Genomic DNA, 25,644 nt, shown 5'->3' with positions numbered 1-25,644 from the left:
TGGCACAAGGGGGAGAGCAGGAACGGGTCAGACGTAGAAACTACGAGTCACCCGGAAGCGCCCCACCTTGCAAAACGTCTGTTCATCAGACGTTCCGGTGACAACCCAGAGGATTCAGCCCCTGTGGTCGATACGTCCCACTCCGCGTGGGTAATACCTCGGCGTCGCACCCCATCATATGCCTTCGCTGGATACGGTTCCTCCAACACACTGCCTGGGCGACGCGCCTCTTCCAGGTTGCGCACGGGTGCGCAAACAGGCGCATAGAAATATCGGTTTATCCCCCCGCTGTCAACGACAGTCGGCCGATGATTACTGATATTCCTGAAGGGGCTGGCGGTATTACCGCTGCTAATCGCCAGCGGCAAAAAAAACGCCCGTCTGGGCGAAAACATCAATTTTTCTGCGCACATCACGGACTATAATTTTCAGCCTGATGCCGTCATACTGAAACGATTAGTGCGAATCATCCGCAGTTAGCATAACGATGCCGCCCGGACGACGCCGCAATGATAGCTCGTGCCTGTTACAGGAAAAGGTCAGCGTCGCGCGACGAACGCGTACACTGTCGTCCGGCTGATTTACGATTCTTAAATAAAAAGAGTGTGTTGCTATGAAAAATATCAATCCGACACAAACCGCTGCCTGGCAGGATCTGCAGCAGCATTTTGAACAGATGAAAGATGTGCAAATTGCTGACCTGTTTGCTAAGGATAGCGCCCGTTTCACCGCGTTCTCCGCCACCTTCGACGATCAGATCCTGGTGGACTACTCCAAGAACCGTATCACCCGCGAGACCCTCGATAAGCTGCAGGCGCTGGCAAAAGAGACTGACCTGCAGTCGGCAATCAAATCAATGTTTTCCGGTGAGAAGATCAACCGCACTGAAGATCGCGCGGTACTGCACGTTGCGCTGCGTAACCGCAGCAACACGCCAATCCTGGTCGATGGCAAAGACGTGATGCCGGAAGTCAACGCGGTGCTGGAAAAGATGAAGGGCTTCTCTGAGCGCATCATCAGCGGTGACTGGAAAGGCTATACCGGTAAAGCGATCACCGATGTGGTGAATATCGGCATCGGCGGCTCGGATCTCGGTCCGTTTATGGCCACCGAAGCGCTGCGCCCGTACAAAAACCACCTGAATATGCATTTCGTCTCCAACGTGGACGGCACCCATATCGCCGAAACGCTGAAGGACCTCAGCCCGGAAACCACGCTGTTCCTCGTGGCCTCCAAAACCTTCACCACCCAGGAGACCATGACCAACGCCCTGAGCGCGCGCGACTGGTTCCTCAAAGCGGCCGGCGACCAGCAGCACGTCGCGAAGCATTTCGCCGCGCTGTCCACCAACGGCAAAGCGGTGGCGGAGTTCGGTATCGATACCGACAACATGTTCGAGTTCTGGGACTGGGTTGGCGGCCGCTACTCGCTGTGGTCGGCGATTGGCCTGTCGATCGTGCTCTCCATCGGTTATGACAACTTTGAGCAGCTGCTGAGCGGCGCACACGCGATGGATCAGCACTTCGCCAATACCCCGGCTGAGCAGAACCTGCCGGTGCTGCTGGCGCTGATCGGCATCTGGTACAACAACTTCTTCGGTGCTGAAACCGAAGCGATCCTGCCGTACGATCAGTATCTGCACCGTTTTGCCGCCTACTTCCAGCAGGGCAATATGGAGTCTAACGGCAAGTACGTTGACCGTAACGGCAACCCGGTGGATTACCAGACCGGCCCGATCATCTGGGGCGAGCCGGGCACCAACGGCCAGCACGCGTTCTACCAGCTGATCCACCAGGGCACCAAGCTCATCCCGTGCGACTTTATCGCGCCGGCGATCACCCACAACAAGCTGGGCGACCATCACAATAAGCTGCTGTCCAACTTCTTCGCGCAGACCGAGGCGCTGGCCTTTGGTAAGAGCCGTGACGTGGTGGAGAAAGAGTTTGCCGATGCCGGTCTGGCCGCCAGCGCCGTTGAGCACGTGGCGCCGTTCAAGGTGTTTGAAGGCAACCGTCCGACCAACTCGATCCTGCTGCGCGACGTGACGCCGTTCAGCCTCGGCGCGTTAATTGCTCTGTATGAGCACAAGATTTTCACTCAGGGTGCGATTCTGAACATCTTCACCTTCGATCAGTGGGGCGTGGAGCTGGGCAAACAGCTGGCGAACCGTATTCTGCCTGAACTGGCCGATGGTACAGAGGTAACCAGCCACGACAGCTCAACTAACGGCCTGATTAACCGTTATAAGTCCTGGCGTTAATCGGGCTTATCGCAGAACCGCATCACCACCCCGGGCAACCGGGGTTTTTTAACAGTCGTCTTTTTTCGTTTTTTCCAGCATCGGCGTGTGGAAACTGTGCGTCTCCTCTCTAGGATTAATCTTAAAATGCGTTTTTTTTCCTCGCATTTTACGCCGATTTTTTTGAAAATATCCCGCGTTTATCTCTAGTTATGTCCGCTAATGTAAAGTTTAACTGGATGATTTTATAAACTTTTATTTGCAAAAATGACTAATTATTACCATCATGTCGTGCTTAATCTGATTTAAGGCGCTTTTACCATAACAGGGTGTTGTTGCCGCCTTTAATTGGCATTAAGTTTCGTAAAATGGCTATTTTGCATAATTTAATGTGCAAAAAAGCGGTTTGTTGAGCATGGATTAGTGAAACTGACCGGCTAAAGCGACTATTATTAGTCCGCTGATTTCTGGAGTTTTATTCCCCATACTATGAGTGCCGGGTTCCATTCTGGCCCCGGTGTTCATTCATTTCATGAAGGAAAGTGCAATGAAAAAACTGTTATGGGCTGCTGCAGCCTCTGTGTATTTAGTGGGTGCTTCTGCTGCGTTTGCTGCACCTGGTGACGCTGCTGGCGTTGAAGCTGGCGCGCTGTCTTCTGGTGCTGCAACCGCAATCGGCGTCGGCGTTGTTGCCGTTGTTGCTGGCGTTGCAGTCGGTGCAGCAGGTGGCAGTAACGGTTCTAATACCGGAACCACCACTACTACCACCACCAGCACCACCCGCTAAGTATCACTTTTAAACATAACCACACGTCCGTGTGGTTATTTTTTACGTCACCTATTTGCTCAGGGATCCTAACCGGTGCGAAACCTACCTCTGCTGCTAATCTGCCTGCTGTTACAGGCCTGTACCGCCACTCAAAAAGGCTTGAGTGACGCCGCGACCCAGGCTTTCCTTGGCCCCGATGATATTCAGGTGACCGCTGAACGCATTAACGCGCTGCCTTATGCCAGCATGTATTTGCGTGTCGCTGACGGTCAGCAAATTTTCGTGGTACTGGGCTTCAATGAAAACGGCCAGCAGAAGTGGATCACCAGCGATAAAGCGATGGTGGTGACGCAGAACGGTCGCGTAATCAAAACCCTGGGCCTGAGCGACAACCTGAACCAGGTCAGCAACCTGCAGCAGGATCCGCTGCGTAATCCGCTGCAGCTGACCGAGGGGGCCGGCTGGACCCGAACGCTGAGCTGGACCGAACAGGGCCAGCTGCGCGCCGGCGAAGCCGTCTCGCGCTTTACCCGTCTGAAGGATGAGGTGCTGCAGTTAGCCGGGAAGCCGGTCGCCTGCCGCGTCTGGCAGGAAGAGGTCTCTATGGTCAGCAACGGTAAGTCCTGGCGCAATACCTTCTGGATCGATACCACCAGCGGCCAGGTGCGTAAAACTGAGCAAGACCTTGGCGCAGACTATCTTCCCGTGACCACCACTATCCTGAAGCCGGCAAAATCATGAAAAAACTGATCGCTTTATGCGCAGGGATAGCGGCCTCGCTGTCGCTGCAGGCCCTGGCCGACAGCCAGGTTACGGTGTTTTATCCCGGCCAGCAGCAGACCGCACAGGTCAGCCACGCCGCTAACCTCGCCCAGCTGGTGGCCAGCCCGGCGCTACAGGGGAAAACCTGGTGGCCCGGCACGGTCATTGCTGAAAAACAGGCCACTGCGGTGGCGCTGCAGCAACAGCAGCAGCTGCTGGCACGCCTGGCGGGCTGGCGTGATGCGCTGCGCGGCGATGATGATGCCGCCCAGGCCGCGGTGGTCGAGAACGTGCGTCAGCAGGTTGCCGCGCTGAAGGTTACCGGCCGTCAGCTGGTATCCCTCGACCCGGATCGGGTTCGCCTCTCGTCCTCCGCCAACCGCCGGCTGGTGGGTGACTACAGCGTCTACACCCTGGCCGAACCGACCTCCGTGACCCTGTTCGGTGCGGTAGACGGTGCCGGAACAACGCCGTGGGCGGCCGGGCGCAGCGTGGCTGACTACCTGCAGCCGCGTGACCATGTGCGCGGCGCGGAGCGCAATACGGCGCAGCTGATAACGCCGGACGGGCAGGTGAGCGAGGTGCCGGTCGCCTACTGGAACCGCCGCCACGTTGAGCCCGCCGCGGGCAGCATTATCTTTGTAGGCTTCTCCTCCTGGACGCTGCCGCGCGACCTGGCCGATCTTAACCAGCAGATCGTATCTGTTCTGACGCACCGGATCCCTGACTGATGAAAAAACGTTACCTTCTCAGCCTGCTCTCATTCTCTGTCACCTGCGCGTTGCAGGCACAGGCGGCTTCTTACCCGGAACCTGTCGGTCCGTCACAGTCTGACTTCGGCGGCGTCGGCCTGATGCAGGTGCCGACCGCGCGGATGGCGAAAGAGGGCGAGTTCAGCCTCAACTACCGTAACAACGATCAGTATCGCTTCTACTCGGCTTCGGTAGCGCTGTTCCCGTGGCTGGAAGCGACCGTGCGCTACACTGACGTCCGTACCCGTCAATACAGCGGCTCGGAAGAGTTCAGCGGCAATCAGAGCTACAAAGACAAGGCGTTTGACCTCAAGCTGCGCCTGTGGGAAGAGGGCTTCTGGCTGCCGGAAGTGGCGGTCGGCACCCGCGATCTGGGCGGTACCGGCCTGTTTGACAGTGAATACCTGGTGGCGACCAAGGCCTGGGGGCCGTTTGACTTCACCCTCGGCATGGGCTTTGGCTACCTGGGCAACAGCGGCAACGTGACTAACCCGTTCTGCCGGGCCAGCGATAAATACTGCTACCGTGACGGCAGCAACGGCACGCCGGGGTCGGTCAGCATCAGCAACGCCTTCCACGGTCCGGCTGCGATCTTCGGCGGTATCGAATACCAGACGCCGTGGCAGCCGCTGCGCCTGAAGGCCGAATACGAAGGCAACGATTACCAGGGTGACTTTGCCGGCAAGCTGGAGCAGAAAAGTAAGTTCAACGTCGGAGCCATTTACCGCGTCACCGACTGGGCGGACGTCAACGTCAGCTACGAGCGTGGCAACACCTTTATGGCGGGCTTCACCCTGCGCACCAACTTTAACGACAATACCCAGGTGCAGCGTGATAAGCCGGTACCGGCTTACAACCCGCAGCCGCAGGAGCGGTTCCTCGAGCCGACCACCACCGCCGCGCAGCTGACCGACCTGAAATACAACGCCGGCTTCGACGCGCCGCGCATTCAGGTGAAAGGCGACACGTTGTACGCAAGTGGTGAGCAGACCAAATACCGCGACACCGCTCGCGGCGTGGAGCGCGCAAACGTGATTCTCGCCAACCATCTGCCGGAAGGCGTAGAGAAGATCCGCGTCACCGAGATCCGCAATAATATGCCGCAGGTGACCACCGAAACCGACGTTGTCAGCCTGAAGCGCCAGCTGGAAGGCTATCCGCTGGGGCATGAAGAGACGCTGCGTCAGGTGCGTATCAACCCGCACCTGCCGGAGAACGCCGAGCAGGGCTTCTACATCGACGGCGATCGCCTCGACTACAGCCTGTCGCCGGTGCTCAACCAGTCGGTTGGCGGCCCGGAAAGCTTCTACATGTACCAGGTGGGCGTGTCGGCTAACGCCAGCTACTGGCTGACCAACCACCTGCTGATTGACGGCAGCGTGTTCGTCAACGTGGCCAACAACTACAACCGCTTTAACTACGACGGCGCGCCGGGCGACTCGAGCCTGCCGCGGGTGCGTACCCACATCCGCGAGTACGTGGAAAACGACGCCTACGTCAACAACCTGCAGGCCAACTACATGCGCCACCTCGGCGGTGATTTCTACGGCCAGGTGTACGGTGGTTATCTGGAGACCATGTACGGCGGCGTCGGCGGTGAACTGCTCTATCGTCCGCTGGACGCCAGCTGGGCGATTGGCGTCGATGCCAACTACGTTAAGCAGCGTGACTGGGACAACATGATGAAGTTCACCAACTACAAGGCCAAGGTGGGCAATCTGACCGGTTACTGGCAGCCGTGGTTCTTCGAGGGCGTGCTGGTCAAGGCCAGCGTCGGGCAGTATCTGGCGGAGGATAAGGGCGTGACCGTTGACGTCTCCAAACGCTTCGACAGCGGCGTGGCCGTCGGCGTCTACGCCACCAAAACCAACGTCTCGTCGGAAGAGTATGGCGAAGGGGACTTCACCAAAGGGTTCTACGTCTCCATCCCGATGGATCTGTTCAGCCTCGACCCGATCCGCGGCCGCGCCCAGATCAACTGGACACCGCTGACGCGTGACGGTGGCCAGCAGCTGGGTCGTAAGTACAACCTCTATGACCTGACCAGCGATCGCGATATTAACTACCGCTGATCCTGCCAGCGCCGGCCCGCCACGGTTAGCCGTACGGGCCGGCGCTGACCCCGCTATTGCCCCGCATCCGGCGGGGTGTCTTGTGATCTGTGTCACACTCAAGCATAGTATCAGCAGCGGTTTTCCCGCCAGATAACAATGACGTTGAGGTATGACCCATGACTCCCCCCGCCCATAACACCCCGGCCACCCGGCTGGCTTTTGCCCTGCAGATGGTGCTGAACGCCGGCCTGATTGCGCTGGCCGTGATCCTGGTGATTTTTCTCGGTAAAGAGACCATCCACCTGGCCAACGTGCTGCTGAACACCGGCGAGCAGACCTCGTCTTACCTGCTGATTGAAGGCATCGTGATCTATTTTCTCTACTTTGAATTTATCGCGTTGATCGTCAAATACTTCCAGTCGGGCTACCACTTCCCGCTACGCTACTTCGTCTATATCGGCATCACGGCGATTATCCGCCTGATTATCGTCGACCATAAAAATCCGCTGGATACGCTGGCCTACACCTTCGCCATTCTTATCCTGGTGTGCACTCTGTGGCTGGCGAACAGTAACCGCCTGAAACGCGAGTAAGAAAATGGGGTACACTCGGGTACCCCATTTTTACGGAGAAGTGTTATGGCTGAGAACGCGCTGTCGCCATTGCGCGCGATCGACTGGCTGCCCGAATCCTCACCCCTGCTGACCGCCCCCCTGCTTGACTGGCTGATGGAAGTTGACTCAATGACCCGGCGTTTTGAACGCTACTGCGGTGAGGTGACGGTCAACGTGCTGCGCGAAGGCTTTGTCGGCGGAGACGCCTGGCCGGAAGAGTCAGCGCTGTTGCCTGACGAGCCGCGCTACTGGCTGCGTGAAATTGAGCTGTGCGGCGACGGCGTACCCTGGCTGGTGGCGCGCACGCTGGTGCCGGAGTCAACGCTGGTCGGGCCGGAGCAGAAGCTGCAGCAGCTGGGCAGCGTGCCGCTGGGGCGCTATCTGTTTGCCAGCTCAACCCTGACCCGCGATTTTATTGACGTCGGCCACCACGGCGCGCTGTGGGCACGGCGCTCGCGCCTGCGCCTCACGGGCAAGCCGCTGCTGCTGACCGAACTGTTTTTACCCGCTTCGCCGCTGTATGCCAGCCTGGCGCCAGAGCAGAGATCCTGACGTGGAGAGAAGTCTGCCAATGAGTAAATTAGCGGCGTACTGCCGCCTGATGCGCATCGATAAGCCGATCGGCACGGTGCTACTGCTGTGGCCGACGCTGTGGGCGCTGTGGCTGGCGGCGGACGGCGTGCCGCCGCTGAACGTGCTGCTGGTGTTTACGCTGGGGGTAATTACCATGCGCGCTGCCGGCTGCGTGATTAACGACTTCGCCGACCGCAAAATCGACGGCCACGTCAAACGCACCCGGCTGCGCCCGCTGCCGAGCGGGGCGGTCACCAGCCGTGAGGCCAAACTGCTGTTTGCCGGGCTGGTGCTGGTCTCCTTCGCGCTGGTGCTGACCATGAACCGCATGACTATCCTGCTGTCGTTCGGCGGCCTGGCGCTGGCGTGGATGTACCCGTTTATGAAGCGTCACACCCACCTGCCGCAGGTGGTGCTGGGCGCGGCGTTTGGCTGGGCGATCCCGATGGGCTGGGCGGCGGTCAGCGAGAGCGTGCCGCTGGTCTGCTGGCTGCTGTTTTTTGCTAACGTCTGCTGGACGGTGGCTTACGACACCCTGTACGCGATGGTCGATCGCGACGACGACCTGAAGATTGGCGTCAAGTCGACGGCGATCCTGTTTGGCCGCTTCGATAAGCTGATCGTCGGACTGCTGCAGCTGGCAACGCTGGCGCTGATGGCGCTGGTCGGCTGGCTGAGCGGGCTGGGCGGGGCGTTCTGGTGGTCCATGCTGCTGGCGGCCGGGCTATTCGTGTATCAGCAGCAGCAGGTGGCGGGGCGCGATCGGGACGCCTGTTTTAAAGCGTTCCTTAACAACAACTACGTCGGTATGGTGCTGTTTGCCGGCATCGCTATCAGCCTCTGGTAGCCGTGTTCTGCGCCGGTGGCGAGCCTTAGCATCATCAGGCTCCCGCCGGGACAGGCGAAAAAAAGGCCGGTCGCGCTGAGCCAGTAAAGAGGGGAAACCCCATGATTTACTGCGCCAGTGCGACCGGCCTTTTCGTTGCAGGCAACACCGGGTTGCCGTTTAACTGATTTTTACCGCGGGCGTGGCTGGTGGTCAGGGCGTTGCCCCATGACTCCGGGGCAACCGCACTCTCCGTCACCGCGTCACCGTATTACTCCGGCGCGATCGCGCTCTCCGTCACGGCAGCGGCGGAGGGCTCCGGTGCCACAGCACTTTCAATCGTCATCCGCACGTCCTGGGTGATCAGCTCCGCCAGCAGCTGGTAAACGCGCTGGGTCCGTTCAACCTGGGCATCACCGGAATCGCTGATGTAGCCTTCATCACGCAGCGTCAGCACCAGCGAGGTGAACACCGCCTTGTCGAAGAACTCCGGCGCGTTAATGCCGTGCAGCACCGACAGGCGCTGGGCCATGGTGCGGCTCTCTTTCTCCAGCGTGCCGCGGTTAATCGCCGGGTTCGCGCTGAGGATCGAGAAGGTAATGGCATAACGCTGCAGGGTTTCGCGTACGCCGGCGGCCAGCAGCTGCAGGGTGCGGAAACGCGGCGGGTTCAGGCGCAGATGCTGGTCTTCCACCAGCAGCAGGCCCTGACGCGCCATCTCGGCCACCAGCGGCTCAATCACCTGCGGCAGTTCTGCGGCATCCCAGCGCAGGAACAGCTCGCTTTTCAGCATCGGGTAGATCACGCTGACCTGGCGCAGCAGCTCATCACGGCTCAGCTCGCGGTGCTGCATCAGGATCGCGGCAATCAGCGACGGCAGCACCAGCATATGATGAATGTTGTTGCGGTAGTAGGTCATCAGCACCGCCTGCTCGCGCGGCAGAATCACGATCTCACCGATGCTGTCCTGCTCCAGCTCAAACTTATTCATGCTCAGCGCGTGTTCCAGCAGCGCTTCCGGCGTCATATCCGGCACGGTGGCATCCGGCGAATAGGGCACATTGCGCAGCAGTTCGACGTAGCAGCCGAGCTGTTCGGTCAGCTGGTCACGGGTCATCGAGCGCTGGCGCGAAGCCAGCAGCGCGGTCACGCACAGGTTCATGGCGTTCGCCGCCCCGGCGTTGTTGATGCGCACCATCACTTTCTGGGCGATATCGTTCACCGCCGGGGTTAACCACGCCGGGCGCTGGGCCTCAATCGGGTCAATCGCCTCGCGCCACTCCGGCACCTGCTGGTTAAGATACGCGACCAGCGGCAGCGGTTCGCCAAAGTTGACGTAGCCCTGGCCGAGATTCCGCAGCTTACGCAGCCCGCGCACCATCGACAGGAAGCCCTCTTTCTCTTTGGTCGCGCCGCGCAGCTCTTTAGCGTAGGTACCTACTTCCATCACGTGCTCGTAGCCGATATAGATCGGCACCAGGGTGATTGGCCGGTTGCCGCCGCGCAGCATCGCCTGAATGGTCATCGACAGCGTGCCGGTTTTCGGATCGAGCAGGCGGCCGGTGCGTGAGCGTCCGCCCTCCACGAAGTACTCCACCGAATAGCCGCGGGTAAACAGCTCGCCGAGGTATTCGCGGAATACCGTCGAGTAGAGTTTATTACCCTTAAAGGTGCGACGGATAAAGAACGCCCCCAGCCGGCGGAAAATCGGCCCGGCCGGCCAGAAGTTCAGGTTAATTCCGGCCGCGATATGCGGGGGCACCAGCCCCTGGTGATAGAGCACGTAGGAGAGCAGCAGGTAATCCATATGGCTGCGGTGGCACGGCACGTAGACGATCTCGTGGCCGTCCTGCGCCAGCTGGCGTACGCGTTCACCGCCGTTGACGTTGATCCCCTGGTAAAGCTTGCTCCAGGTCCAGCCCATGATGCGGTCGGTCAGGCGGATCGCCTCATAGGAGAAGTCGGCCGCCACCTCTTCCATCAGTTCGATGGCGTTCTGCTGGGCCTTCTCATGGGAGATTTTCTTGCTGCGCGCCTCGTCTTCCACCGCCTTGGCGATGGCTTTCGACTGCAGCAGCTTGTTAAACAGGTCCTGACGCACCGGCAGACGCGGGCCGATCGCCGCCAGGCGCTGGCGGGCGAAATGCATACGCGCCACGCGGGCCAGCTTCTGAGCGATGGTTTTATCCGTGCCGTGCTCGGTGGCCATATGGCGCAGCGAGACCATCGGCGAGAAGCGCACGAAGCTGTCGCGCCCCAGCCACAGCACCGCAAAGAATTTTTGAATGCCGTTCAGCACCCGCAGATGCGGCTGGCTTTCGCCCTGCACCTCGCGTCCCGGCGCACGGCCAAACATCACCGACACCGGCACCATCTGCACATCAAGGTCAGGATGGCTGCGGTGCAGGTCCAGATAGTCATGGAACAGCTTGACCGAATCCGGGTTTGGCACGTAGTAAGGGAACAGGCGCGGGCCGTCATGGATAAACACATAACGCGGCAACAGGGTGCCATCGATCTCCAGCGGCTGCAGCGGATCCGGCAGCTCCTGTTTGCGACACTGCTCACGCAGCGCCAGGAGATCGGCCTTTGAATCATAAGGCAGCACATACATAATAGGGCGCGACGTATCGAGCCCGAGCTCAGCAACCGGCTCGGCCGGAATTGCCTTACTCTTTACCAGAAATTTAACTGGCAGATTCAAAAGGTTATAATATAAATTACGCCAACCTGACATAGACAACATGAAGCCTCTTGTTAGCAAAGCGCCGCAAGCATACCAGAAAGCGCCAACAGAATCTGTGGTGTTGCAAATTGTGCTACACCCGTCTCCGACGTCAAACTTCTCAAAGGGTTCCCTGATTATGGCAAATAACGCCACCGGCCTGACACGAATCGTAAAAGCAGCCGGTTATTCGTGGCAAGGATTACGCGCCGCCTGGCAGCATGAAGCGGCCTTTCGCCAGGAAGCGATCGCGGCGATTATCGCGGTGGCGGTGGCCTGCTGGCTGGATGTTGATGCCGTCACGCGCGTACTGCTGATCGGTTCGGTGGTGCTGGTGATTATCGTCGAAGTTCTCAACAGCGCGATTGAGGCGGTGGTAGACCGCATCGGCAGTGAAATGCATCCGCTGGCCGGGCGCGCAAAAGATATGGGCTCCGCCGCCGTCCTGCTGAGCATCTTACTGGCAATCGCTGTCTGGGCCATGTTGTTACTGCCGAATCTGCGATGAGTTATCCAAAAAAGGCACTTTCATGCGGCGAAAGTGCGCCAGCCGACCTCTGCAACGCCCCTCTGATGCAAAATTGATCGCCAGCGGGGCGGGTTTGGGTTCCCAAGGGCGAAATAGCTGTATATACTCACAGTCGACTGTATAAACAACCAGGGGGCGGGATGAAAGCATTAACGGCACGGCAGCAGCAGGTCTATGACCTGATTCGCGACCATATTAACCAGACCGGTATGCCACCGACGCGGGCAGAAATTGCCTCGCAGCTCGGCTTCCGTTCCCCCAATGCCGCCGAAGAGCACCTGAAAGCGCTGGCGCGTAAAGGCGTGATTGAGATCGTCTCCGGCGCCTCGCGCGGCATTCGCCTGATGATGGAAGAGGTCAACGGCCTGCCGCTGATCGGCCGCGTGGCAGCCGGTGAACCGCTGCTGGCGGAAGAGCATATTGAAGGGCACTATCAGGTGGACCCGGAAATGTTCAAACCGAGCGCGGACTTCCTGCTGCGCGTCAGCGGTATGTCGATGCGCGACATCGGTATTCTCGACGGTGACCTGCTGGCGGTGCACAAGACCGAAGACGTGCGCAATGGCCAGGTGGTCGTGGCGCGTATCGACGATGAAGTGACGGTAAAACGTCTGAAGAAGCAGGGCAACACCGTGCAGCTGCTGCCGGAAAACCCGGACTTCCAGCCGATCGTGGTCGACCTGCGTGAGCAGACGCTCACCATCGAAGGCCTGGCCGTGGGCGTGATCCGCAACGGCAACTGGCAGTAGCGCGACCCACCACGGCTCATCACGCAGCGGCCTCCTCCCCGCCGCTGCGCATTTCCCCTTTGAATTCCTGCGCACGCTTTCCTGCTGCATGACAGCCTGCCTGAATCAGCAATCTTACCGATCATATCCTTTGTGCTGACGTGCTGACGTGCTGACATATAGCCCTGACCGATCGATGCCTGTGACCCGGCGAACGCGTCCAGCTCGTCAGGGGTCGACAGGCAGTGACAGGTGAAGTTCCAGATACAGGTTCCGCACAGGCAAGGATAACGCTCCAATATGAAACTACTTTCCGTTGCCGATAAGCAGCTCTGGCGGCTGGCGGCTGGCGCTGTGGGCGATCTGGCGGCGTCACTGGCGGCGGGACACCTGGTTCAGCGCTGAACGATAATGGAAATATTTAGTTACTTACATGATGCCCAGTCTTAGTCTCTGATTTACATTCACTTTTATCGTTTTTCTGCCTGCGGGAGAGCCGATTTTATCTTTAAATCGTCCATTCAGCGCATATCCGCGCGTTTCTACTATAATTAACTCTGTGTTCAGCGCTAATCCAGATTTTTATCTGGTAATCAGGCGCACTTACAAGACGAATACGCTAAAGGCTGTTCTAAACCTAAGCTGAAGGAGTTATATGATGAATAAAGACGAAGCGAGCGGTAACTGGAAGCAGTTCAAAGGTAAAGTGAAAGAACAGTGGGGCAAGCTGACCGACGACGACCTGACGGTCGTGGAAGGTAAACGCGATCAGCTGGTCGGAAAAATTCAGGAACGTTACGGCTACCAGAAAGATCAGGCCGAAAAAGAACTGAAGGACTGGGAAACCCGCAACGATCACCGCTGGTAATCTCTGCCTCTGAGAATTGGGCTCCTACCCCAGGCACAAGGATCGTGCCAACTCTCACCAACCCCGTAACAGATCCCCTGACTCACTGAGTACTGACCCGTTACTGTACTGGCTACAGCTCTGTCGTCACTAACCCCGTTTTCTCTTTAACAGACCTGCCTGCAGAAATATCCCGTTTATCCAACAGGTAACCCTGCCAGCGATCGCATCCGCACCCGGCATACAGGGGAACTGAACTCAACGTCCGCGTTTTTTCGCCGGTGCGCTGTGATCGTGATCGCAGGCCTCATGGTGAGAGCAGGTTTCAATCTCCGCACAGCCCGAGCAGAAGCCATGCGCTTCAATCACGCTGTGGCCCAGGGTGAAGCCGGTTTTCAGCGCCAGCGATGTCAGGATCGCCTCAACGCCGTCGGCATGTTGTTCGCTCACCGACCCACAGCGATCGCAAATCAGCATCGCCGACGTGTGGGAGTGCTCTTCGAAATGGTGGCAGACTACGTAACTGTTGGTTGACTCTACGCGGTGAATAAAGCCCTGTTCCAGCAGGAAATCCAGCGCGCGATAGACGGTCGGTGGCTTGGCCTGCGGCTCGGACTCGCGCAGCAGGTCCAGCAGATCGTAGGCGCTGATCGCGCCGTTCTGCACGCTCATCAGGCGCAGCACTTCCAGCCGCTGTGGCGTCAGGCGCACGCTGCGCTGCTGACAAATGACTTCCGCCTGCGTCAGGATATTTTCTGTAGTCGTGGTGTTCATTATTCCCTCCTCAGGCCAGACTGAAACGTTATTTTATCACGTCTGTGCTAAAACGCCGAGTTTGCATACCGCTGCTGCCACCGTCCGCCTGGCGTGGCGGGCAAACCGCGCCTGAACGCTATATCCCTGTCCACCAGCGTGCTATCATTGCGCACAATATCGTCACCCCTTTTGCTACAGAGTTTGCGCGTTTCATGACTGAAAAATTCCCTGCACACCGCTTTTCGATTGCCCCGATGCTTGACTGGACCGACCGTCACTGCCGTTACTTCCACCGCCAGCTGACCCGCCAGACGCTGCTCTACACCGAGATGGTTACCACCGGTGCGATTATTCACGGCAAGGGCGACTATCTGGCCTTCAGCCCGGAAGAGCAGCCGATCGCGCTGCAGCTCGGCGGCAGCGATCCGGCGGCGCTGGCCCAGTGTGCGAAGTTGGCCGAACAGCGCGGCTACAACGAGGTCAACCTCAACGTCGGTTGCCCGTCCGATCGCGTGCAGAACGGTCGCTTTGGTGCCTGCCTGATGGGCGAAGCGCAGCTGGTGGCCGACGGCATCAGGGCGATGCGCGACGTGGTGTCGATCCCGGTGACGGTGAAAACCCGTATTGGCATCGACGAGCAGGACAGCTACGAATTCCTCTGTGACTTTATCCGCACGGTGGCGGAGCAGGGCGGCTGCGACACCTTTATCATCCACGCCCGCAAGGCTTGGCTCTCTGGCCTCAGCCCGAAAGAGAACCGTGAGATCCCGCCGCTGGACTACCCGCGCGTGTATCAGCTGAAGCGCGACTTCCCGCAGCTGACGCTGGCGATTAACGGCGGCGTGAAGACGCTGGAAGAAGCGAAAACCCATCTGCAGCATCTGGACGGGGTGATGATGGGGCGCGAAGCCTACCAGAACCCGATCCTGCTGGCGCAGGTGGATCGCGAACTGTTTGGCTGCGACGGGCCGGCGGCGGATCCGATCGCCGTGGTGCGCGCCATGTACCCTTACATCGAACAGGAGCTGTCGCAGGGCACTTACCTCGGCCACGTAACGCGGCATATGCTTGGCCTGTTCCAGGGCATTCCCGGCGCGCGCCAGTGGCGTCGTTACCTGAGTGAGAACGCGCACAAGCCCGGCGCCGGCGTCGACGTGGTGGAGAAAGCCCTCGCGCTGGTGGCTGACCGCGTGCCGGCGGACGTTGAGTAATCGCCTGATTTTTTGACCACACCTTCGTTAAATTGACCAGGGCAACCGCTGTCCTGGTCATCCCTGCCCAGATAATTCAGTTAGTTACGCATTCCCCCAACCTGGCACGCTTCTTGTAATATCCTGCTATACCCCCTGTTTCTGTGGAGAGCAACATGCTGGAGATCCTGTTTGTCATTGGCTTTTTTATGATGCTGTTGCTGACCGGCATTTCGCTGCTGGGCATCCTGGCGGCGCTGGCGGTGGCGACGCTGGTGATGTTTGTCGGCGGGCTGTTTGCCATGGTGATCAAACTGCTGCCGTGGCTGCTGCTGGCGCTGGCCGCCGTCTGGCTGTACCGCACCTTTTTTAAACCCGATTCGGCGCGGCATGACCGTTTCTTACGCTGAAATCAACCCGGCATGGCGGTGCGGGCTGAGCTAATGCGGAGTGGATCACATCGTGGCACATTGGCGGACGCGATCGGCAATAAAACATATTTTTTACATCCTGTTTCTGTCAGGATGCCTGCACTGAATCAAAACGACTTCATCGCCGCTGACCCTACAACCAGTGCGAAAACAAAAAATAAAATAAGAAACAAAAAAGAGCCTCCGCAAGGAGGCTCTTTTTTTTATGCCTGTGGCTCAGGGGATCAGCAGGCTGGAGCCCTGGGTGCTGCGGCTCTCCAGCGCGCGGTGCGCCTGCTGCGCATCGGCGAGGGCAAACTTCTGCGACTCGGGCACGTCAACATTGATCGCGCCGCTGGCGATCAGCGAGAACAGCTCGTTGCTGGCCTGCGCCAGCGCTTCGCGGGTGGTGATATAGCCGTTCAGCGACGGGCGGGTCACGTACAGCGAGCCTTTCTGGTTGAGGATCGCCAGGTTAACGCCGGTCACCGGGCCGGAGGCGTTGCCAAAGCTGACCATCAGGCCGCGGCGCTGCAGGCAGTCCAGCGAGGCTTCCCAGGTATCTTTCCCTACCGAGTCATACACCACGCGCAGTTTCTTGCCATCGGTCAGCTCGCTGACGCGCGCGGCAATGTCCTCTTCGCGGTAGTTGATGGTCTGCCAGGCACCGGCCTGCAGCGCCCGTTCGGCCTTTTCAGCGGAACCCACCGTGCCGATCAGCCGTGCGCCGAGCGCCTTCGCCCACTGGCAGGCGATCAGCCCTACGCCGCCGGCAGCGGCGTGGAACAGAAAGGCTTCGTCCGGCTGAATCACATAGGTCTGGCGCAGCAGGTAGTGAACCGTCAGCCCCTTGAGGAATGAGGCAGCTGCCTGTTCGAAGGAGATGGCGTCCGGCAGCAGCGCCAGCTTATCCACCGGCACGTTATGCACCTCGCTGTAGGCACCCGGCGCGGACTGGGCGTAAACCACGCGGTCGCCGACCTTCAGCACCTCCACCCCCGGCCCGACGCGGGTAACAATACCCGCCGCTTCGCTGCCCAGCGCCGCCGGCAGCGATGACGGATAGAGCCCGCTGCGCATGTAGGTATCGATGTAGTTAATGCCGATCGCCTTGTTCTCAACCTGCACTTCGCCGGCGGCGGGATCGCGTGGATCGACGTTCACCAGCTGCAGCACGTCCGGACCGCCGTGCTGATGAAACTCTATACGTTTTGCCATCATAGCTCCTGTGGATTGCGTCTGAATGGAGGAGGACGGAAAGGGTGCAAACGGGTATACTTGCCCGTCCCCTCACACGATTTTCGGTAATTGCATCACTATGGCAGGAAATAAACCCACCAACAAATCCTGGGAAAACCGCGAGCCCCGCGACCGACAGATGGAAGGCCTCAAGCTGCCGCCGCACTCGCTGGAAGCCGAGCAATCGGTGTTGGGCGGTTTAATGCTGGATAACGAACGCTGGGATAACGTCTCGGAGCGCGTGGTGGCGAAAGATTTCTTCAGCCGTCCGCACCGCACGATCTTCGGCGAAATGCAGCGCCTGCTGGAACTGGGCAAACCGATCGACCTGATCACTCTCTCTGAGTCGCTGGAAACCAAAGGTGAGCTGAGCCTGGTGGGCGGCTTTGCCTATCTGGCCGAACTGTCGAAAAACACCCCGAGCGCCGCCAACATCGGTGCCTACGCCGATATCGTGCGCGAGCGCGCGGTGGTGCGTGAAATGATCGCCGTGGCTAACGAAATCGCCGATGCCGGTTACGATCCGCAGGGGCGCAGCAGCGAAGATCTGCTGGATCTGGCCGAGTCGCGGGTGTTCCAGATCGCCGAAAACCGCGCCAACAAGGATGAAGGGCCGAAAAGCGTCGATCAGATCCTCGAAGCTACCATCTCGCGCATCGAGTCGCTGTACCAGACGCCGCACGACGGCGTCACCGGGGTGGATACCGGCTACCAGGATCTGAATAAAAAGACCGCCGGCCTGCAGCGTTCGGATCTGATTATCGTCGCCGCCCGTCCGTCGATGGGGAAAACCACCTTCGCCATGAACCTGTGTGAAAACGCGGCGATGCTGCAGGAGAAACCGGTGCTGATCTTCAGCCTCGAGATGCCCGGCGAGCAGATCATGATGCGTATGCTGGCCTCGCTGTCGCGCGTCGATCAGACCAAAATCCGTACCGGCCAGCTTGATGACGAGGACTGGGCGCGTATCTCCAGCACCATGGGCATCCTGCTGGAGAAGAAGAACATGTTTATCGATGACTCCTCCGGCCTGACCCCGACCGAGGTGCGCTCCCGCGCCCGCCGCATCTTCCGCGAGCACGGCGGCCTGAGCCTGATTATGATCGACTACCTGCAGCTGATGCGCGTACCGGCGCTGTCGGATAACCGTACGCTGGAGATCGCCGAGATCTCCCGCTCGCTCAAAGCGCTGGCGAAAGAGCTGCAGGTGCCGGTAGTGGCGCTGTCGCAGCTGAACCGCTCACTGGAGCAGCGTGCCGACAAACGCCCGGTCAACTCCGACCTGCGTGAGTCCGGCTCTATCGAGCAGGATGCCGACTTAATCATGTTTATCTACCGTGATGAGGTCTATCACGAAAACAGCGACCAGAAAGGGGTGGCGGAAATTATCCTCGGCAAACAGCGTAACGGCCCGATCGGCACTGTGCGCCTGACCTTTAACGGCCAGTGGTCACGCTTTGATAACTATGCCGGCCCGCAGTACGACGACGAGTAACCCACCTTTGCCGCCCGTTTCAGCCGCTGAAACGGGCGGATCCACCGTGCATTTCAGCACGCTGCCTGAAATAACGTTGGACATCCGCAGGAAAAATGCGGTTATCTGTCAGCCGTTTGTTCCTCACACCGGCCGGAAATACGATGACCCAGATTGATGATTTCGACCTTAAAATTCTCACCCTGCTGGAAACCAACGGCCGCCTGACCAATCAGGAGCTGAGCGATCTGGTGGGGCTCTCTGCCTCGCAGTGCTCGCGCCGCCGCATCAGCCTTGAGCAGTCGGGGATGATCCTCGGCTATCACGCCCGCCTGTCGCCGGATGCGGTGGGGCTGGGGGTGATTGGCCTGATTGAAGTGCGCCTGATTAACCACACCGCCGACTACGTCGACAGCTTCCACCGCATGGTGGCGGGGCAATCCGCTATCGTGGACGCCTATAAAACTACCGGTGACGCTGACTACCTGCTGAAGGTGGCGGTAGGGGATCTGGCCGGGCTGAGCGCGCTGATCAGCCAGCTGGTGGCCGGGCAGCAGAGCATCGCCCATGTTAAAACCTCGGTGGTGCTGAACCGGCTGAAAGAGAACGGCGTGCTGACCCACACCTGACCGGCTATGCACCATGATAGCGCAAATGGCGCACCATCATGGTGCACCTGCTCTGCGGATGGTGCGTTTTCTGTGCGTGATTTGCCGCTTTAATGCGTGATTCTGGCGCTTATGAATAAATACATGCACAGAATCACGATTTAAAGCGTTCTGCATTCAATCAGTTAATTCTTATATCTTTCAGAGAACCCTCTGCGGGCCCGCTTCTGGTGCGATTCTTGCAAAGTGTCTGGCGTAGAGTCAGCCAGCATCTGGCATTAATCACCGGAAATCACGATCGATGGATAACGTAGTAGAACAACCCGCAAAAGTCCCCCACAGCCTGGTCGAAGATGTTATGGCTATCGTGCTCGGCACGCTGATGGTCTCTTTCGGCGTCACGCTGATGAAGCAGGCCGGCGCGTTAACCGGCAGCACCGCCGGCATCGCCTTCCTGATCAGCTACCTGACCAAAAGCTCGTTTGGCCTGGCGTTCTTCGCCATCAACCTGCCGTTTTACTGGCTGGCGGTGAAGCGTATGGGCTGGGCGTTTACCATCAAGACCTTCTGCGCGGTGGCGCTGGTCTCGCTGTTTACCCAGCTGCACCCGCTGTTTATTCATTTTGCGGCGCTGGATCCGTTTTATGCGACACTGTTCGGTAACGTGGTGACCGGAATTGGGTTTATAGTGTTGTTCCGCCACAAGGCCAGCCTGGGCGGGATCAATATTCTGGCGCTGTGGCTGCAGGACCGTTACGGCATCCGCGCCGGTAAGCTGCAGATGGGCGTCGACACCTGCGTGGTGCTGGCGTCGCTGTTTGTGGTGTCGCGCGAGATGCTGGTGGCCTCAATTGCCGGTGCGGTGATCCTCAATCTGATTATCGCCATGAACCACCGTCCGGGTCGTTACTACGTGTAACCCCGCTGAAAAATAGCGGCGGTGCCCGACCGGCATCGCCAGAACCACCGAACATACAATGGAGATCTGCACCGTGTTTCAAAACGTTGATGCCTATGCCGGCGATCCAATTCTCTCCCTGATGGAGACCTTCAAACAGGACGACCGCGCGCATAAGGTAAACCTGAGCATTGGCCTGTATTACGACGCACAGGGTGCAATTCCGCAGATGGATGCGGTCGGTAAAGCGGAAGCGGAACTGAATGCCCGCCCGCAGAGCGCCTCGCTCTATCTGCCGATGGAAGGCCTTGCTGCTTACCGTGGTGCGGTGGCGCCGCTGCTGTTCGGTGCCGATCATCCGGTGCTGAAAGCGGGCCGCGTGGCGACCATCCAGACGCTGGGCGGCTCAGGCGCGCTGAAGGTCGGTGCGGACTTCCTCAAGTTCTACTTCCCGAATTCGCAGGTGTGGGTCAGTGACCCGACGTGGGATAACCACAAGGCGATTTTTGCCGGTGCCGGCTTCACCGTTAACACCTATCCGTGGTATGACCCGGAGACTAACGGCGTGAAGTTTGACGCGCTGCTGGAAAAACTCAACGGCCTGCCGGCGCAGAGCATCGTGCTGCTGCACCCGTGCTGCCACAACCCGACCGGTGCCGATCTGACTAACGATCAGTGGGATGCCGTCACTGAGGTGCTGAAGGCGCGCGAGCTGATCCCGTTCCTCGACATCGCCTACCAGGGCTTTGGCGCGGGCATGGAAGAGGACGCTTATGCGATCCGCGCTATCGCCGCGGCCGGCCTGCCGGCGCTGGTTAGCAACTCCTTCTCAAAAATCTTCTCGCTGTACGGCGAGCGCGTCGGCGGCCTGTCGATCGTCTGTGACGACGCCGATGAAGCCGCACGCGTGCTTGGCCAGCTGAAAGCCACCGTGCGCCGCAACTACTCCAGCCCGCCAAACTTTGGTGCGCAGGTGGTCTCATGCGTGCTGAACGACGCGGATCTGAAAGCCAACTGGCTGGCGGAAGTGGAAGGCATGCGCACCCGCATCCTTGAGATGCGCCAGACGCTGGTTAACGTGCTGGCGGAAGCGCTGCCGGGTAAAGACTTCAGCTATCTGCTGCAGCAACGCGGCATGTTCAGCTACACCGGCCTGAGCGCGGCACAGGTGGATCGCCTGCGTAACGAGTTCGGCGTCTACCTGATCGCCAGCGGCCGTATCTGCATGTCCGGCCTGAACCACAGTAACGTGCGTCAGGTGGCGGAAGCTATCGCGGCCGTTGTCTGATGTTGACTGGCCGGGGCAGCCCGGCCAGTTTTTCGCCATTTTTACCCCGCCGGTTGCTCGCCGCGATATTCCCGTCCGTTATTTCAGTACGATCGACGCGCCTGCCTGCCTTGCGGCTCTTCCCACTCTTCTGCCGTCAGATTTCCAATGCCATGAATCACCCGTTCCCGGTTTTCCCGCTTGCGGATAGCGATATAGACATCAATATTCAGCAACTGTGACTCGGTGGTGTTCAGCCTGCGGTAACACAGCCCCTGTTGATTAAACGTACACATCGATTGGGGTAGCAGGGCAAAACCTTTGCTTCTTGCCACCCCTGCCAGTAATACCAGCGAGTCATCCGGTTCCTTAATCCGTTTCAGTACAAACGGCAGCTGGCGCAGGTAACGCTCGCACTTATCGTAGAACGCCGGATTGGCATTGCGGGCAAACCAGAACAGCGGCAGGTCTGCCACATCCGCGAGTGAAACCTCCTCCTGCAGACTGGCCGGGTGGGCAGAGGGCATTGCCACCAGCAGTGGTTCCTGGTAAATCCAGTAAAAGCTGAACTCCTCTTCGCCGGGCAGGCTGCGCTCACCGGTTATCACCATATCCATCTGGCCCTTAGACAACGACTGCAGCAGCTGGGCAGACGTCTGGTTCTGTATTTCAATTTCCTCTTCGCTGATCAGCTGTTTTATTTTCTCACTGACCTGCGGAATATTATTGAAATTGAGGGTGCGGGTCAGACCAATACGCAGCTGATCCTTCTCGTGATGCGAATCGCCAATAAAACTACCCAGATCGTCCAGCAGCTTTGCCGCCCGGCCAGTCAGCTGCACGCCACTTTCCGTCAGCCGGACATCATGGGTATTACGGATAAAAAGATCGTAGCCCAGCGTCTCTTCCAGCGATTTTATTTGCCGGGTTAACGGCGGCTGCGTCATACGCAGGCGGTCTGCCGCTTTCCTGAAGTTCAGCTCCTGGGCAACCACCAGGAAGCACTGCAACTGTTTAATACTGGGCAATTTACGATTGAGGTTATCCACAACATCTCCGTGGCTGGGGGGGTGAATCTGTCAGCCTTTTCCTGATCAATCCTACTTTATCCTATCACCACCTGCTTTGTACATTCAGCCGCAAGGCTGGTAATACCCTGTTCGGTGATACCTTAAAGGTATTACAAAATTAACAATTCTCAAATAATATCGGGGTGATAAATTCATTCCCGAAGACCACTAATTAAGAGAACAACAATCATGTCAGCGAAATATATTCTGGTTTCACGTTTCCCATTAAAAAGCAACGCTAATGTTTCCGAGCTCAGGACGCTTAAATCTTCAGCTGAAAAAAAACTTTTCATCTGTGAAGAAGACAATATTCATGAGCTACTGGAGCTGCGCGCTTTTAACGATATTAAAGAGATTGCCTGGGTTGAGGGAGAACTCGAAGCCGAGTTTCATCACCTGGCGGCCCACCTGTCCGGTGATATTCGTCGCGAGCTGCTGAAATATGTAGAAGCACCGATTGAGACGGATCTGCCGCTGCCGCAGACGCAATATATCCAGCTGCGTCACGTTGAAGTTCCGGCAGAAAACTACGCACAGTACCGCCAGTGGCGCGACCAGACCATTTTTAATGTGGTGCGCGACCATCAGGATAAGATCACCAGCTTTGAGGCGTTCCACTCGCTGATTAGCGGGCAACCGGGCGTGATGTTTATCTCCGCCTTTAACGGTGATAAAGCGGCCTATAAAGAAGCATTCACCAACGCGCGCTACCAGCACATCATTCAGCAGGCCGGTGATAACTACATCACCGGCGGCAATGAAGGTCTGTATACCCGTATTTATCGTGCTTTATCCTGATGAGAGTAGAAGAATATGTCCAATAAAAAAGTTTTTATTGTCGGTGATAAATTTAGCGAATTCAGTAATGAGAAAGATGTACTGACTATTTCTCAGCTGGAATTACTGACTCAGATCCCGGCGAAAATTATCGATAATGAACATGAATTTATCGTAGGCCAGGGTGTCCGGGACGATTACGCCAGAAAAGTGCTGAATAATCATAAGCGTAATCAGATTCATAATAATAAGTTAGATCTTGCGTCATTAGACAAACTGGCCTCGACCAGTAAGAACGCACACACGCATAAAAAATTAAAACATAACGTGCTGATTGGCAGCGCGGAGAAGGTCGGCGATACCCTCTATACCCTGCCGCTGCTGATTGATGAGCGCTGTGAGCTGATGGCAGACCATCAGACCGGGCAGCACATCCAGGGCATGCTGCTGGTGGAAGCCTGCCGACAGACCTTTATTGCCGTGACCGAAGAATTTTTCTTTAACGGTGACAGCAACAAGTACTACGTGATTAACGGCATGGCGGTCGACTTCAGCAATTTCCTGTTCCCGCTGCCGGCGCAGATCCACTACGACATTGTCGACCAGGATGTTCGCCAACGCCGCGCGCGGTTTAAAGCACAAATCCGGGTCACGCAGCAGCAGACCCTGTGCGCCACCATGGAGGTGTCGTTTACCGTCTATCCGTCCGAGGTGATCAGCAACAAAGAGCATGAGCTGGCGATCCAGGCCGCATTCAGCGCACTTGCTGCCGTACACAGCCCGCTGCAGGAGGCCACCCGTGTCTGAACAGCGCCGCCACTATCAGCTGGCGGCCACCACGCAGGGGCCGCTGTACCCCCCTGCGGAGGTGATGGACAGCGAAGGTAACTTTGTGGTGGTCGGGATGATCGCCGGTGAGCAGGGAGTGTCCTGGGGGGCGGCGGTGGTCTCTGCACACAGCCCGCTGCCGGCATTCGGCCAGGTTGCACCCTATCAGATCGTGCGTCATCTGGACGGCATAGCACCCGCCGCGTTGCAGGACACGGTGCTGTATACGCTGCCGCTGCCGATCCCGCTGAACAACTATCCGATGCTGTTTGCACCGGAGCAGCGGCCGGATGCGCATGCCGATCGCCGCGACAGCCTGCCGTTGCACCAGGGGTGGATTGCGGATTACCGCGTCGGCGACGGGCTGCGCCACACCGCGCCGATCACCCTCGGCAACTGGTTACAGGCGCAGGGTGAGCTGCAGGTCAGCGTGGCGGCCGATCGGAAAAGCGCCCGCTTTGACTTCACCTTCAGCCATCTGGTGCCGGACAGCCTGTATACGGTGATGAGCCTGCGTGAGCGCGACCTGCACCCGGAGAACCCGACCCGGCCGGGGCCGCTGGGGATCCCTAACGTCTTTATCACCGATGCCAGCGGCAGCGCCCGCTTCTGGGCTGAATTACCCAACCCTTTCCCCACCGCCAGTGAGGAGAGCAATCGCGTTATCAACGTGGTGGTGCTGTATATGAGCGCCCGCCAGAGCTATGGCGGCGCAATCGGACTTTATGGCCTGGGCGGCGATATTCACGCCCAGCTCAAACTGAAAACCCGCTCATTTGATGAGTTCACTACGCAGGATTAAGGAAAAACGATGCCCTTTGTACAAATCACAACCTGGAAAATGAGTGATGAGAGCCAGGTGAAAGCGATGGTGGAGGCGGTAACGCTGGCGGTGCACACCACCAGCGGTGCGCCGCTGGACAAAATCTCGGTGGTGATAAGCGAGGTGGAACCCTCGCGTTGGTGCGACGCCGGCGTGCTGGGCAGTGACCCGGAATTCCCGGTCAAAAGCCGCAGAAAGGGTTACGGGGAGTGAGCGTGAACACAGTCGCGGCGTTTTTTGATGTCGATGAAACCCTGATCAACCTGAAAAGCATGTTCCATTTCTACGACTACTGGTGCAACGAGAAGGGGCTGAATCCACAGCGCGAGGAATACACCCGCCGCTTTAAGCAGGATGTGCAAGAGGGCAAGCGGCGGGAACTGCTGAATCAGGAGTATTACCAGCAGTTTATCAACGTTTCGCTCGCTGAGCTGGTGACCTTCGGTCAGCGCTGGTTCCTGACCTGCCTGAACGAGAGCCATTTTATTGAAAGCGGGCTCAGCGCGCTGCGTCAGCACCAGCAGCGGGGCGATACGGTGGTGTTTGTATCGGGTTCCATGCAACCGATCCTGCAGCCGATCGCCGACTGCTTAGCGGTGGAACACCTGCTCTGCGCGCCGCTGATTATTAATGAACGGGGGTACCTGACCGGGGGAATTGGCACCCCCCAGACCATCGGCAACGGCAAAAAAGAGGCGCTGCTGGCGTTCTGTCAGCGGCAGGGTCTGCAGCCGGCGCACTGCTATGCCTACGGCGATGACATCTCGGATGTGCCGATGCTGGAAGCCACCGGTCACCCGGTTTGCGTGGGTGAAAATCCCGCGCTGCTGAATTATGCGCAGCTCAGGGGCTGGCGCACCATTTAAAGTCTGAAAACAAAGGTTGT

General features: G+C 58.4%; 27 protein-coding genes and 1 riboswitch. Of the genes, 22 read left to right on the top strand and 5 right to left on the bottom strand.

Going from position 1 to position 25,644, the window contains the following annotated elements:
* Positions 1-47: 47 nt before the first annotated feature.
* Positions 48-240: riboswitch (Lysine riboswitch) on the bottom strand.
* A 373-nt stretch (positions 241-613) separates the two neighbouring features.
* The 8 genes from pgi (at position 614) to ubiA (ending at position 8,610) form a co-directional block, all read left to right on the top strand.
* Entirely contained in the window at positions 614-2,260 is a 1,647-nt protein-coding gene (pgi, locus tag NV64_RS17430; RefSeq protein ID WP_056235028.1) for a glucose-6-phosphate isomerase, read from the top strand.
* Between the two features lie 526 nt (positions 2,261-2,786).
* On the top strand, positions 2,787-3,026 hold the full coding sequence (gene yjbE / locus NV64_RS17425) for an exopolysaccharide production protein YjbE (RefSeq protein WP_072166337.1): 240 nt from the start codon (positions 2,787-2,789) through the stop codon (positions 3,024-3,026).
* A gap of 75 nt (positions 3,027-3,101) precedes the next feature.
* On the top strand, positions 3,102-3,749 hold the full coding sequence (locus tag NV64_RS17420) for a YjbF family lipoprotein (RefSeq protein WP_101506424.1): 648 nt from the start codon (positions 3,102-3,104) through the stop codon (positions 3,747-3,749).
* Positions 3,746-4,501, top strand: a complete 756-nt coding sequence (locus NV64_RS17415) for a capsule biosynthesis GfcC D2 domain-containing protein (RefSeq protein ID WP_101506423.1) — start codon at positions 3,746-3,748, stop codon at positions 4,499-4,501. Before NV64_RS17420 ends, NV64_RS17415 begins: the two co-directional genes overlap by 4 nt.
* Positions 4,501-6,594 (top strand): YjbH domain-containing protein, encoded by a 2,094-nt coding sequence (locus NV64_RS17410; protein WP_056235036.1) that lies wholly within the window; start codon positions 4,501-4,503, stop codon positions 6,592-6,594. The genes NV64_RS17415 and NV64_RS17410 overlap by 1 nt, the downstream gene beginning before the upstream one ends.
* 158 nt (positions 6,595-6,752) lie before the next feature.
* On the top strand, positions 6,753-7,169 hold the full coding sequence (gene psiE / locus NV64_RS17405) for a phosphate-starvation-inducible protein PsiE (protein ID WP_056235038.1): 417 nt from the start codon (positions 6,753-6,755) through the stop codon (positions 7,167-7,169).
* A gap of 45 nt (positions 7,170-7,214) precedes the next feature.
* Positions 7,215-7,742 (top strand): chorismate lyase, encoded by a 528-nt coding sequence (ubiC, locus tag NV64_RS17400; RefSeq protein ID WP_056235041.1) that lies wholly within the window; start codon positions 7,215-7,217, stop codon positions 7,740-7,742.
* 1 nt (position 7,743) lies between these two features.
* Complete coding sequence (gene ubiA / locus NV64_RS17395) at positions 7,744-8,610, top strand: 4-hydroxybenzoate octaprenyltransferase (protein WP_101506422.1); 867 nt, start codon at positions 7,744-7,746, stop codon at positions 8,608-8,610.
* Between the two features lie 106 nt (positions 8,611-8,716).
* On the opposite strand, the gene NV64_RS24380 is transcribed toward ubiA, so the two are convergent.
* Both NV64_RS24380 and plsB read right to left on the bottom strand, forming a co-directional pair.
* Positions 8,717-8,848: a hypothetical protein gene (locus NV64_RS24380; RefSeq protein WP_255354427.1), complete on the bottom strand. Its 132-nt coding sequence runs from the start codon at positions 8,846-8,848 to the stop codon at positions 8,717-8,719.
* Between the two features lie 12 nt (positions 8,849-8,860).
* Positions 8,861-11,326: a glycerol-3-phosphate 1-O-acyltransferase PlsB gene (plsB, locus tag NV64_RS17390; RefSeq protein ID WP_056235045.1), complete on the bottom strand. Its 2,466-nt coding sequence runs from the start codon at positions 11,324-11,326 to the stop codon at positions 8,861-8,863.
* Positions 11,327-11,453: 127 nt separating this feature from the next.
* On the opposite strand from plsB, the gene NV64_RS17385 reads away from it, so the two are divergent.
* From NV64_RS17385 to NV64_RS17375, 3 genes are all read left to right on the top strand, one after another.
* On the top strand, positions 11,454-11,822 hold the full coding sequence (locus NV64_RS17385; RefSeq protein WP_056235047.1) for a diacylglycerol kinase: 369 nt from the start codon (positions 11,454-11,456) through the stop codon (positions 11,820-11,822).
* Between the two features lie 161 nt (positions 11,823-11,983).
* Positions 11,984-12,592: a transcriptional repressor LexA gene (gene lexA, locus NV64_RS17380; RefSeq protein ID WP_056235050.1), complete on the top strand. Its 609-nt coding sequence runs from the start codon at positions 11,984-11,986 to the stop codon at positions 12,590-12,592.
* A gap of 637 nt (positions 12,593-13,229) precedes the next feature.
* Complete coding sequence (locus tag NV64_RS17375; RefSeq protein WP_056235052.1) at positions 13,230-13,439, top strand: CsbD family protein; 210 nt, start codon at positions 13,230-13,232, stop codon at positions 13,437-13,439.
* A 237-nt stretch (positions 13,440-13,676) separates the two neighbouring features.
* Here the strand turns inward: NV64_RS17375 and zur are convergent, their stop codons facing one another.
* A complete protein-coding gene (gene zur / locus NV64_RS17370; RefSeq protein WP_056235055.1) occupies positions 13,677-14,192 on the bottom strand; it encodes a zinc uptake transcriptional repressor Zur in 516 nt (171 codons plus the stop codon).
* Positions 14,193-14,386: 194 nt separating this feature from the next.
* Between zur and dusA the strand changes: the two genes are divergently transcribed.
* Together dusA and pspG are read left to right on the top strand one after the other, a co-directional pair.
* On the top strand, positions 14,387-15,385 hold the full coding sequence (gene dusA, locus NV64_RS17365) for a tRNA dihydrouridine(20/20a) synthase DusA (protein ID WP_101506421.1): 999 nt from the start codon (positions 14,387-14,389) through the stop codon (positions 15,383-15,385).
* A 155-nt stretch (positions 15,386-15,540) separates the two neighbouring features.
* On the top strand, positions 15,541-15,774 hold the full coding sequence (gene pspG / locus NV64_RS17360) for an envelope stress response protein PspG (RefSeq protein WP_056235060.1): 234 nt from the start codon (positions 15,541-15,543) through the stop codon (positions 15,772-15,774).
* Positions 15,775-16,011: 237 nt separating this feature from the next.
* On the opposite strand, the gene NV64_RS17355 is transcribed toward pspG, so the two are convergent.
* On the bottom strand, positions 16,012-16,992 hold the full coding sequence (locus NV64_RS17355) for a quinone oxidoreductase (RefSeq protein ID WP_101506420.1): 981 nt from the start codon (positions 16,990-16,992) through the stop codon (positions 16,012-16,014).
* 100 nt (positions 16,993-17,092) lie between these two features.
* Here NV64_RS17355 and dnaB point away from each other — a divergent pair, with 100 nt between their 5' ends.
* The 4 genes from dnaB (at position 17,093) to NV64_RS17335 (ending at position 21,281) form a co-directional block, all read left to right on the top strand.
* Entirely contained in the window at positions 17,093-18,508 is a 1,416-nt protein-coding gene (dnaB, locus tag NV64_RS17350; protein WP_056235065.1) for a replicative DNA helicase, read from the top strand.
* Between the two features lie 143 nt (positions 18,509-18,651).
* Positions 18,652-19,116: an Lrp/AsnC family transcriptional regulator gene (locus NV64_RS17345; protein ID WP_101506419.1), complete on the top strand. Its 465-nt coding sequence runs from the start codon at positions 18,652-18,654 to the stop codon at positions 19,114-19,116.
* Between the two features lie 280 nt (positions 19,117-19,396).
* Entirely contained in the window at positions 19,397-20,014 is a 618-nt protein-coding gene (locus NV64_RS17340; RefSeq protein ID WP_056235070.1) for a YitT family protein, read from the top strand.
* Positions 20,015-20,087: 73 nt separating this feature from the next.
* The gene (locus NV64_RS17335; protein WP_199177689.1) at positions 20,088-21,281 is read left to right on the top strand and encodes an amino acid aminotransferase; all 1,194 of its coding nucleotides are present in this window, start codon (positions 20,088-20,090) and stop codon (positions 21,279-21,281) included.
* A gap of 83 nt (positions 21,282-21,364) precedes the next feature.
* On the opposite strand, the gene NV64_RS17330 is transcribed toward NV64_RS17335, so the two are convergent.
* The gene (locus NV64_RS17330; protein WP_101506418.1) at positions 21,365-22,309 is read right to left on the bottom strand and encodes a LysR family transcriptional regulator; all 945 of its coding nucleotides are present in this window, start codon (positions 22,307-22,309) and stop codon (positions 21,365-21,367) included.
* A 210-nt stretch (positions 22,310-22,519) separates the two neighbouring features.
* Between NV64_RS17330 and NV64_RS17325 the strand changes: the two genes are divergently transcribed.
* The 5 genes from NV64_RS17325 to NV64_RS17305 are packed head-to-tail and all read left to right on the top strand — an operon-like array spanning position 22,520 to position 25,624.
* The gene (locus tag NV64_RS17325; RefSeq protein ID WP_056235078.1) at positions 22,520-23,128 is read left to right on the top strand and encodes a hypothetical protein; all 609 of its coding nucleotides are present in this window, start codon (positions 22,520-22,522) and stop codon (positions 23,126-23,128) included.
* Positions 23,129-23,143: 15 nt separating this feature from the next.
* Entirely contained in the window at positions 23,144-23,914 is a 771-nt protein-coding gene (locus NV64_RS17320) for an AfsA-related hotdog domain-containing protein (RefSeq protein ID WP_056235081.1), read from the top strand.
* Entirely contained in the window at positions 23,907-24,737 is an 831-nt protein-coding gene (locus NV64_RS17315; protein ID WP_101506417.1) for a hypothetical protein, read from the top strand. Before NV64_RS17320 ends, NV64_RS17315 begins: the two co-directional genes overlap by 8 nt.
* A gap of 9 nt (positions 24,738-24,746) precedes the next feature.
* Positions 24,747-24,971, top strand: coding sequence for a tautomerase family protein (locus NV64_RS17310; protein ID WP_056235087.1), 225 nt, complete (start codon positions 24,747-24,749; stop codon positions 24,969-24,971).
* A 2-nt stretch (positions 24,972-24,973) separates the two neighbouring features.
* Entirely contained in the window at positions 24,974-25,624 is a 651-nt protein-coding gene (locus NV64_RS17305) for an HAD family phosphatase (protein ID WP_056236350.1), read from the top strand.
* Positions 25,625-25,644 lie beyond the last annotated feature (20 nt).

Source organism: Erwinia sp. B116 (genome assembly GCF_002865965.1).
Taxonomy (GTDB): domain Bacteria; phylum Pseudomonadota; class Gammaproteobacteria; order Enterobacterales; family Enterobacteriaceae; genus Erwinia.
Note: the sequence above shows the minus strand (reverse complement) of the source record. Positions and strands in the feature narration are given on the sequence as shown.

What these genes read in the sequence shown, in the direction of transcription:
- pgi (WP_056235028.1), top strand. Translation starts at nt 614, where the DNA reads ATGAAAAATATCAATCCGACACAAACCGCTGCCTGGCAGGATCTGCAG.
- yjbE (WP_072166337.1), top strand. Translation starts at nt 2,787, where the DNA reads ATGAAAAAACTGTTATGGGCTGCTGCAGCCTCTGTGTATTTAGTGGGT.
- NV64_RS17415 (WP_101506423.1), top strand. Translation starts at nt 3,746, where the DNA reads ATGAAAAAACTGATCGCTTTATGCGCAGGGATAGCGGCCTCGCTGTCG.
- NV64_RS17410 (WP_056235036.1), top strand. Translation starts at nt 4,501, where the DNA reads ATGAAAAAACGTTACCTTCTCAGCCTGCTCTCATTCTCTGTCACCTGC.
- psiE (WP_056235038.1), top strand. Translation starts at nt 6,753, where the DNA reads ATGACTCCCCCCGCCCATAACACCCCGGCCACCCGGCTGGCTTTTGCC.
- ubiC (WP_056235041.1), top strand. Translation starts at nt 7,215, where the DNA reads ATGGCTGAGAACGCGCTGTCGCCATTGCGCGCGATCGACTGGCTGCCC.
- plsB (WP_056235045.1), bottom strand. Translation starts at nt 11,326, where the DNA reads ATGTCAGGTTGGCGTAATTTATATTATAACCTTTTGAATCTGCCAGTT.
- NV64_RS17385 (WP_056235047.1), top strand. Translation starts at nt 11,454, where the DNA reads ATGGCAAATAACGCCACCGGCCTGACACGAATCGTAAAAGCAGCCGGT.
- lexA (WP_056235050.1), top strand. Translation starts at nt 11,984, where the DNA reads ATGAAAGCATTAACGGCACGGCAGCAGCAGGTCTATGACCTGATTCGC.
- NV64_RS17375 (WP_056235052.1), top strand. Translation starts at nt 13,230, where the DNA reads ATGAATAAAGACGAAGCGAGCGGTAACTGGAAGCAGTTCAAAGGTAAA.
- zur (WP_056235055.1), bottom strand. Translation starts at nt 14,192, where the DNA reads ATGAACACCACGACTACAGAAAATATCCTGACGCAGGCGGAAGTCATT.
- dusA (WP_101506421.1), top strand. Translation starts at nt 14,387, where the DNA reads ATGACTGAAAAATTCCCTGCACACCGCTTTTCGATTGCCCCGATGCTT.
- pspG (WP_056235060.1), top strand. Translation starts at nt 15,541, where the DNA reads ATGCTGGAGATCCTGTTTGTCATTGGCTTTTTTATGATGCTGTTGCTG.
- NV64_RS17355 (WP_101506420.1), bottom strand. Translation starts at nt 16,992, where the DNA reads ATGGCAAAACGTATAGAGTTTCATCAGCACGGCGGTCCGGACGTGCTG.
- dnaB (WP_056235065.1), top strand. Translation starts at nt 17,093, where the DNA reads ATGGCAGGAAATAAACCCACCAACAAATCCTGGGAAAACCGCGAGCCC.
- NV64_RS17345 (WP_101506419.1), top strand. Translation starts at nt 18,652, where the DNA reads ATGACCCAGATTGATGATTTCGACCTTAAAATTCTCACCCTGCTGGAA.
- NV64_RS17340 (WP_056235070.1), top strand. Translation starts at nt 19,397, where the DNA reads ATGGATAACGTAGTAGAACAACCCGCAAAAGTCCCCCACAGCCTGGTC.
- NV64_RS17325 (WP_056235078.1), top strand. Translation starts at nt 22,520, where the DNA reads ATGTCAGCGAAATATATTCTGGTTTCACGTTTCCCATTAAAAAGCAAC.
- NV64_RS17320 (WP_056235081.1), top strand. Translation starts at nt 23,144, where the DNA reads ATGTCCAATAAAAAAGTTTTTATTGTCGGTGATAAATTTAGCGAATTC.
- NV64_RS17310 (WP_056235087.1), top strand. Translation starts at nt 24,747, where the DNA reads ATGCCCTTTGTACAAATCACAACCTGGAAAATGAGTGATGAGAGCCAG.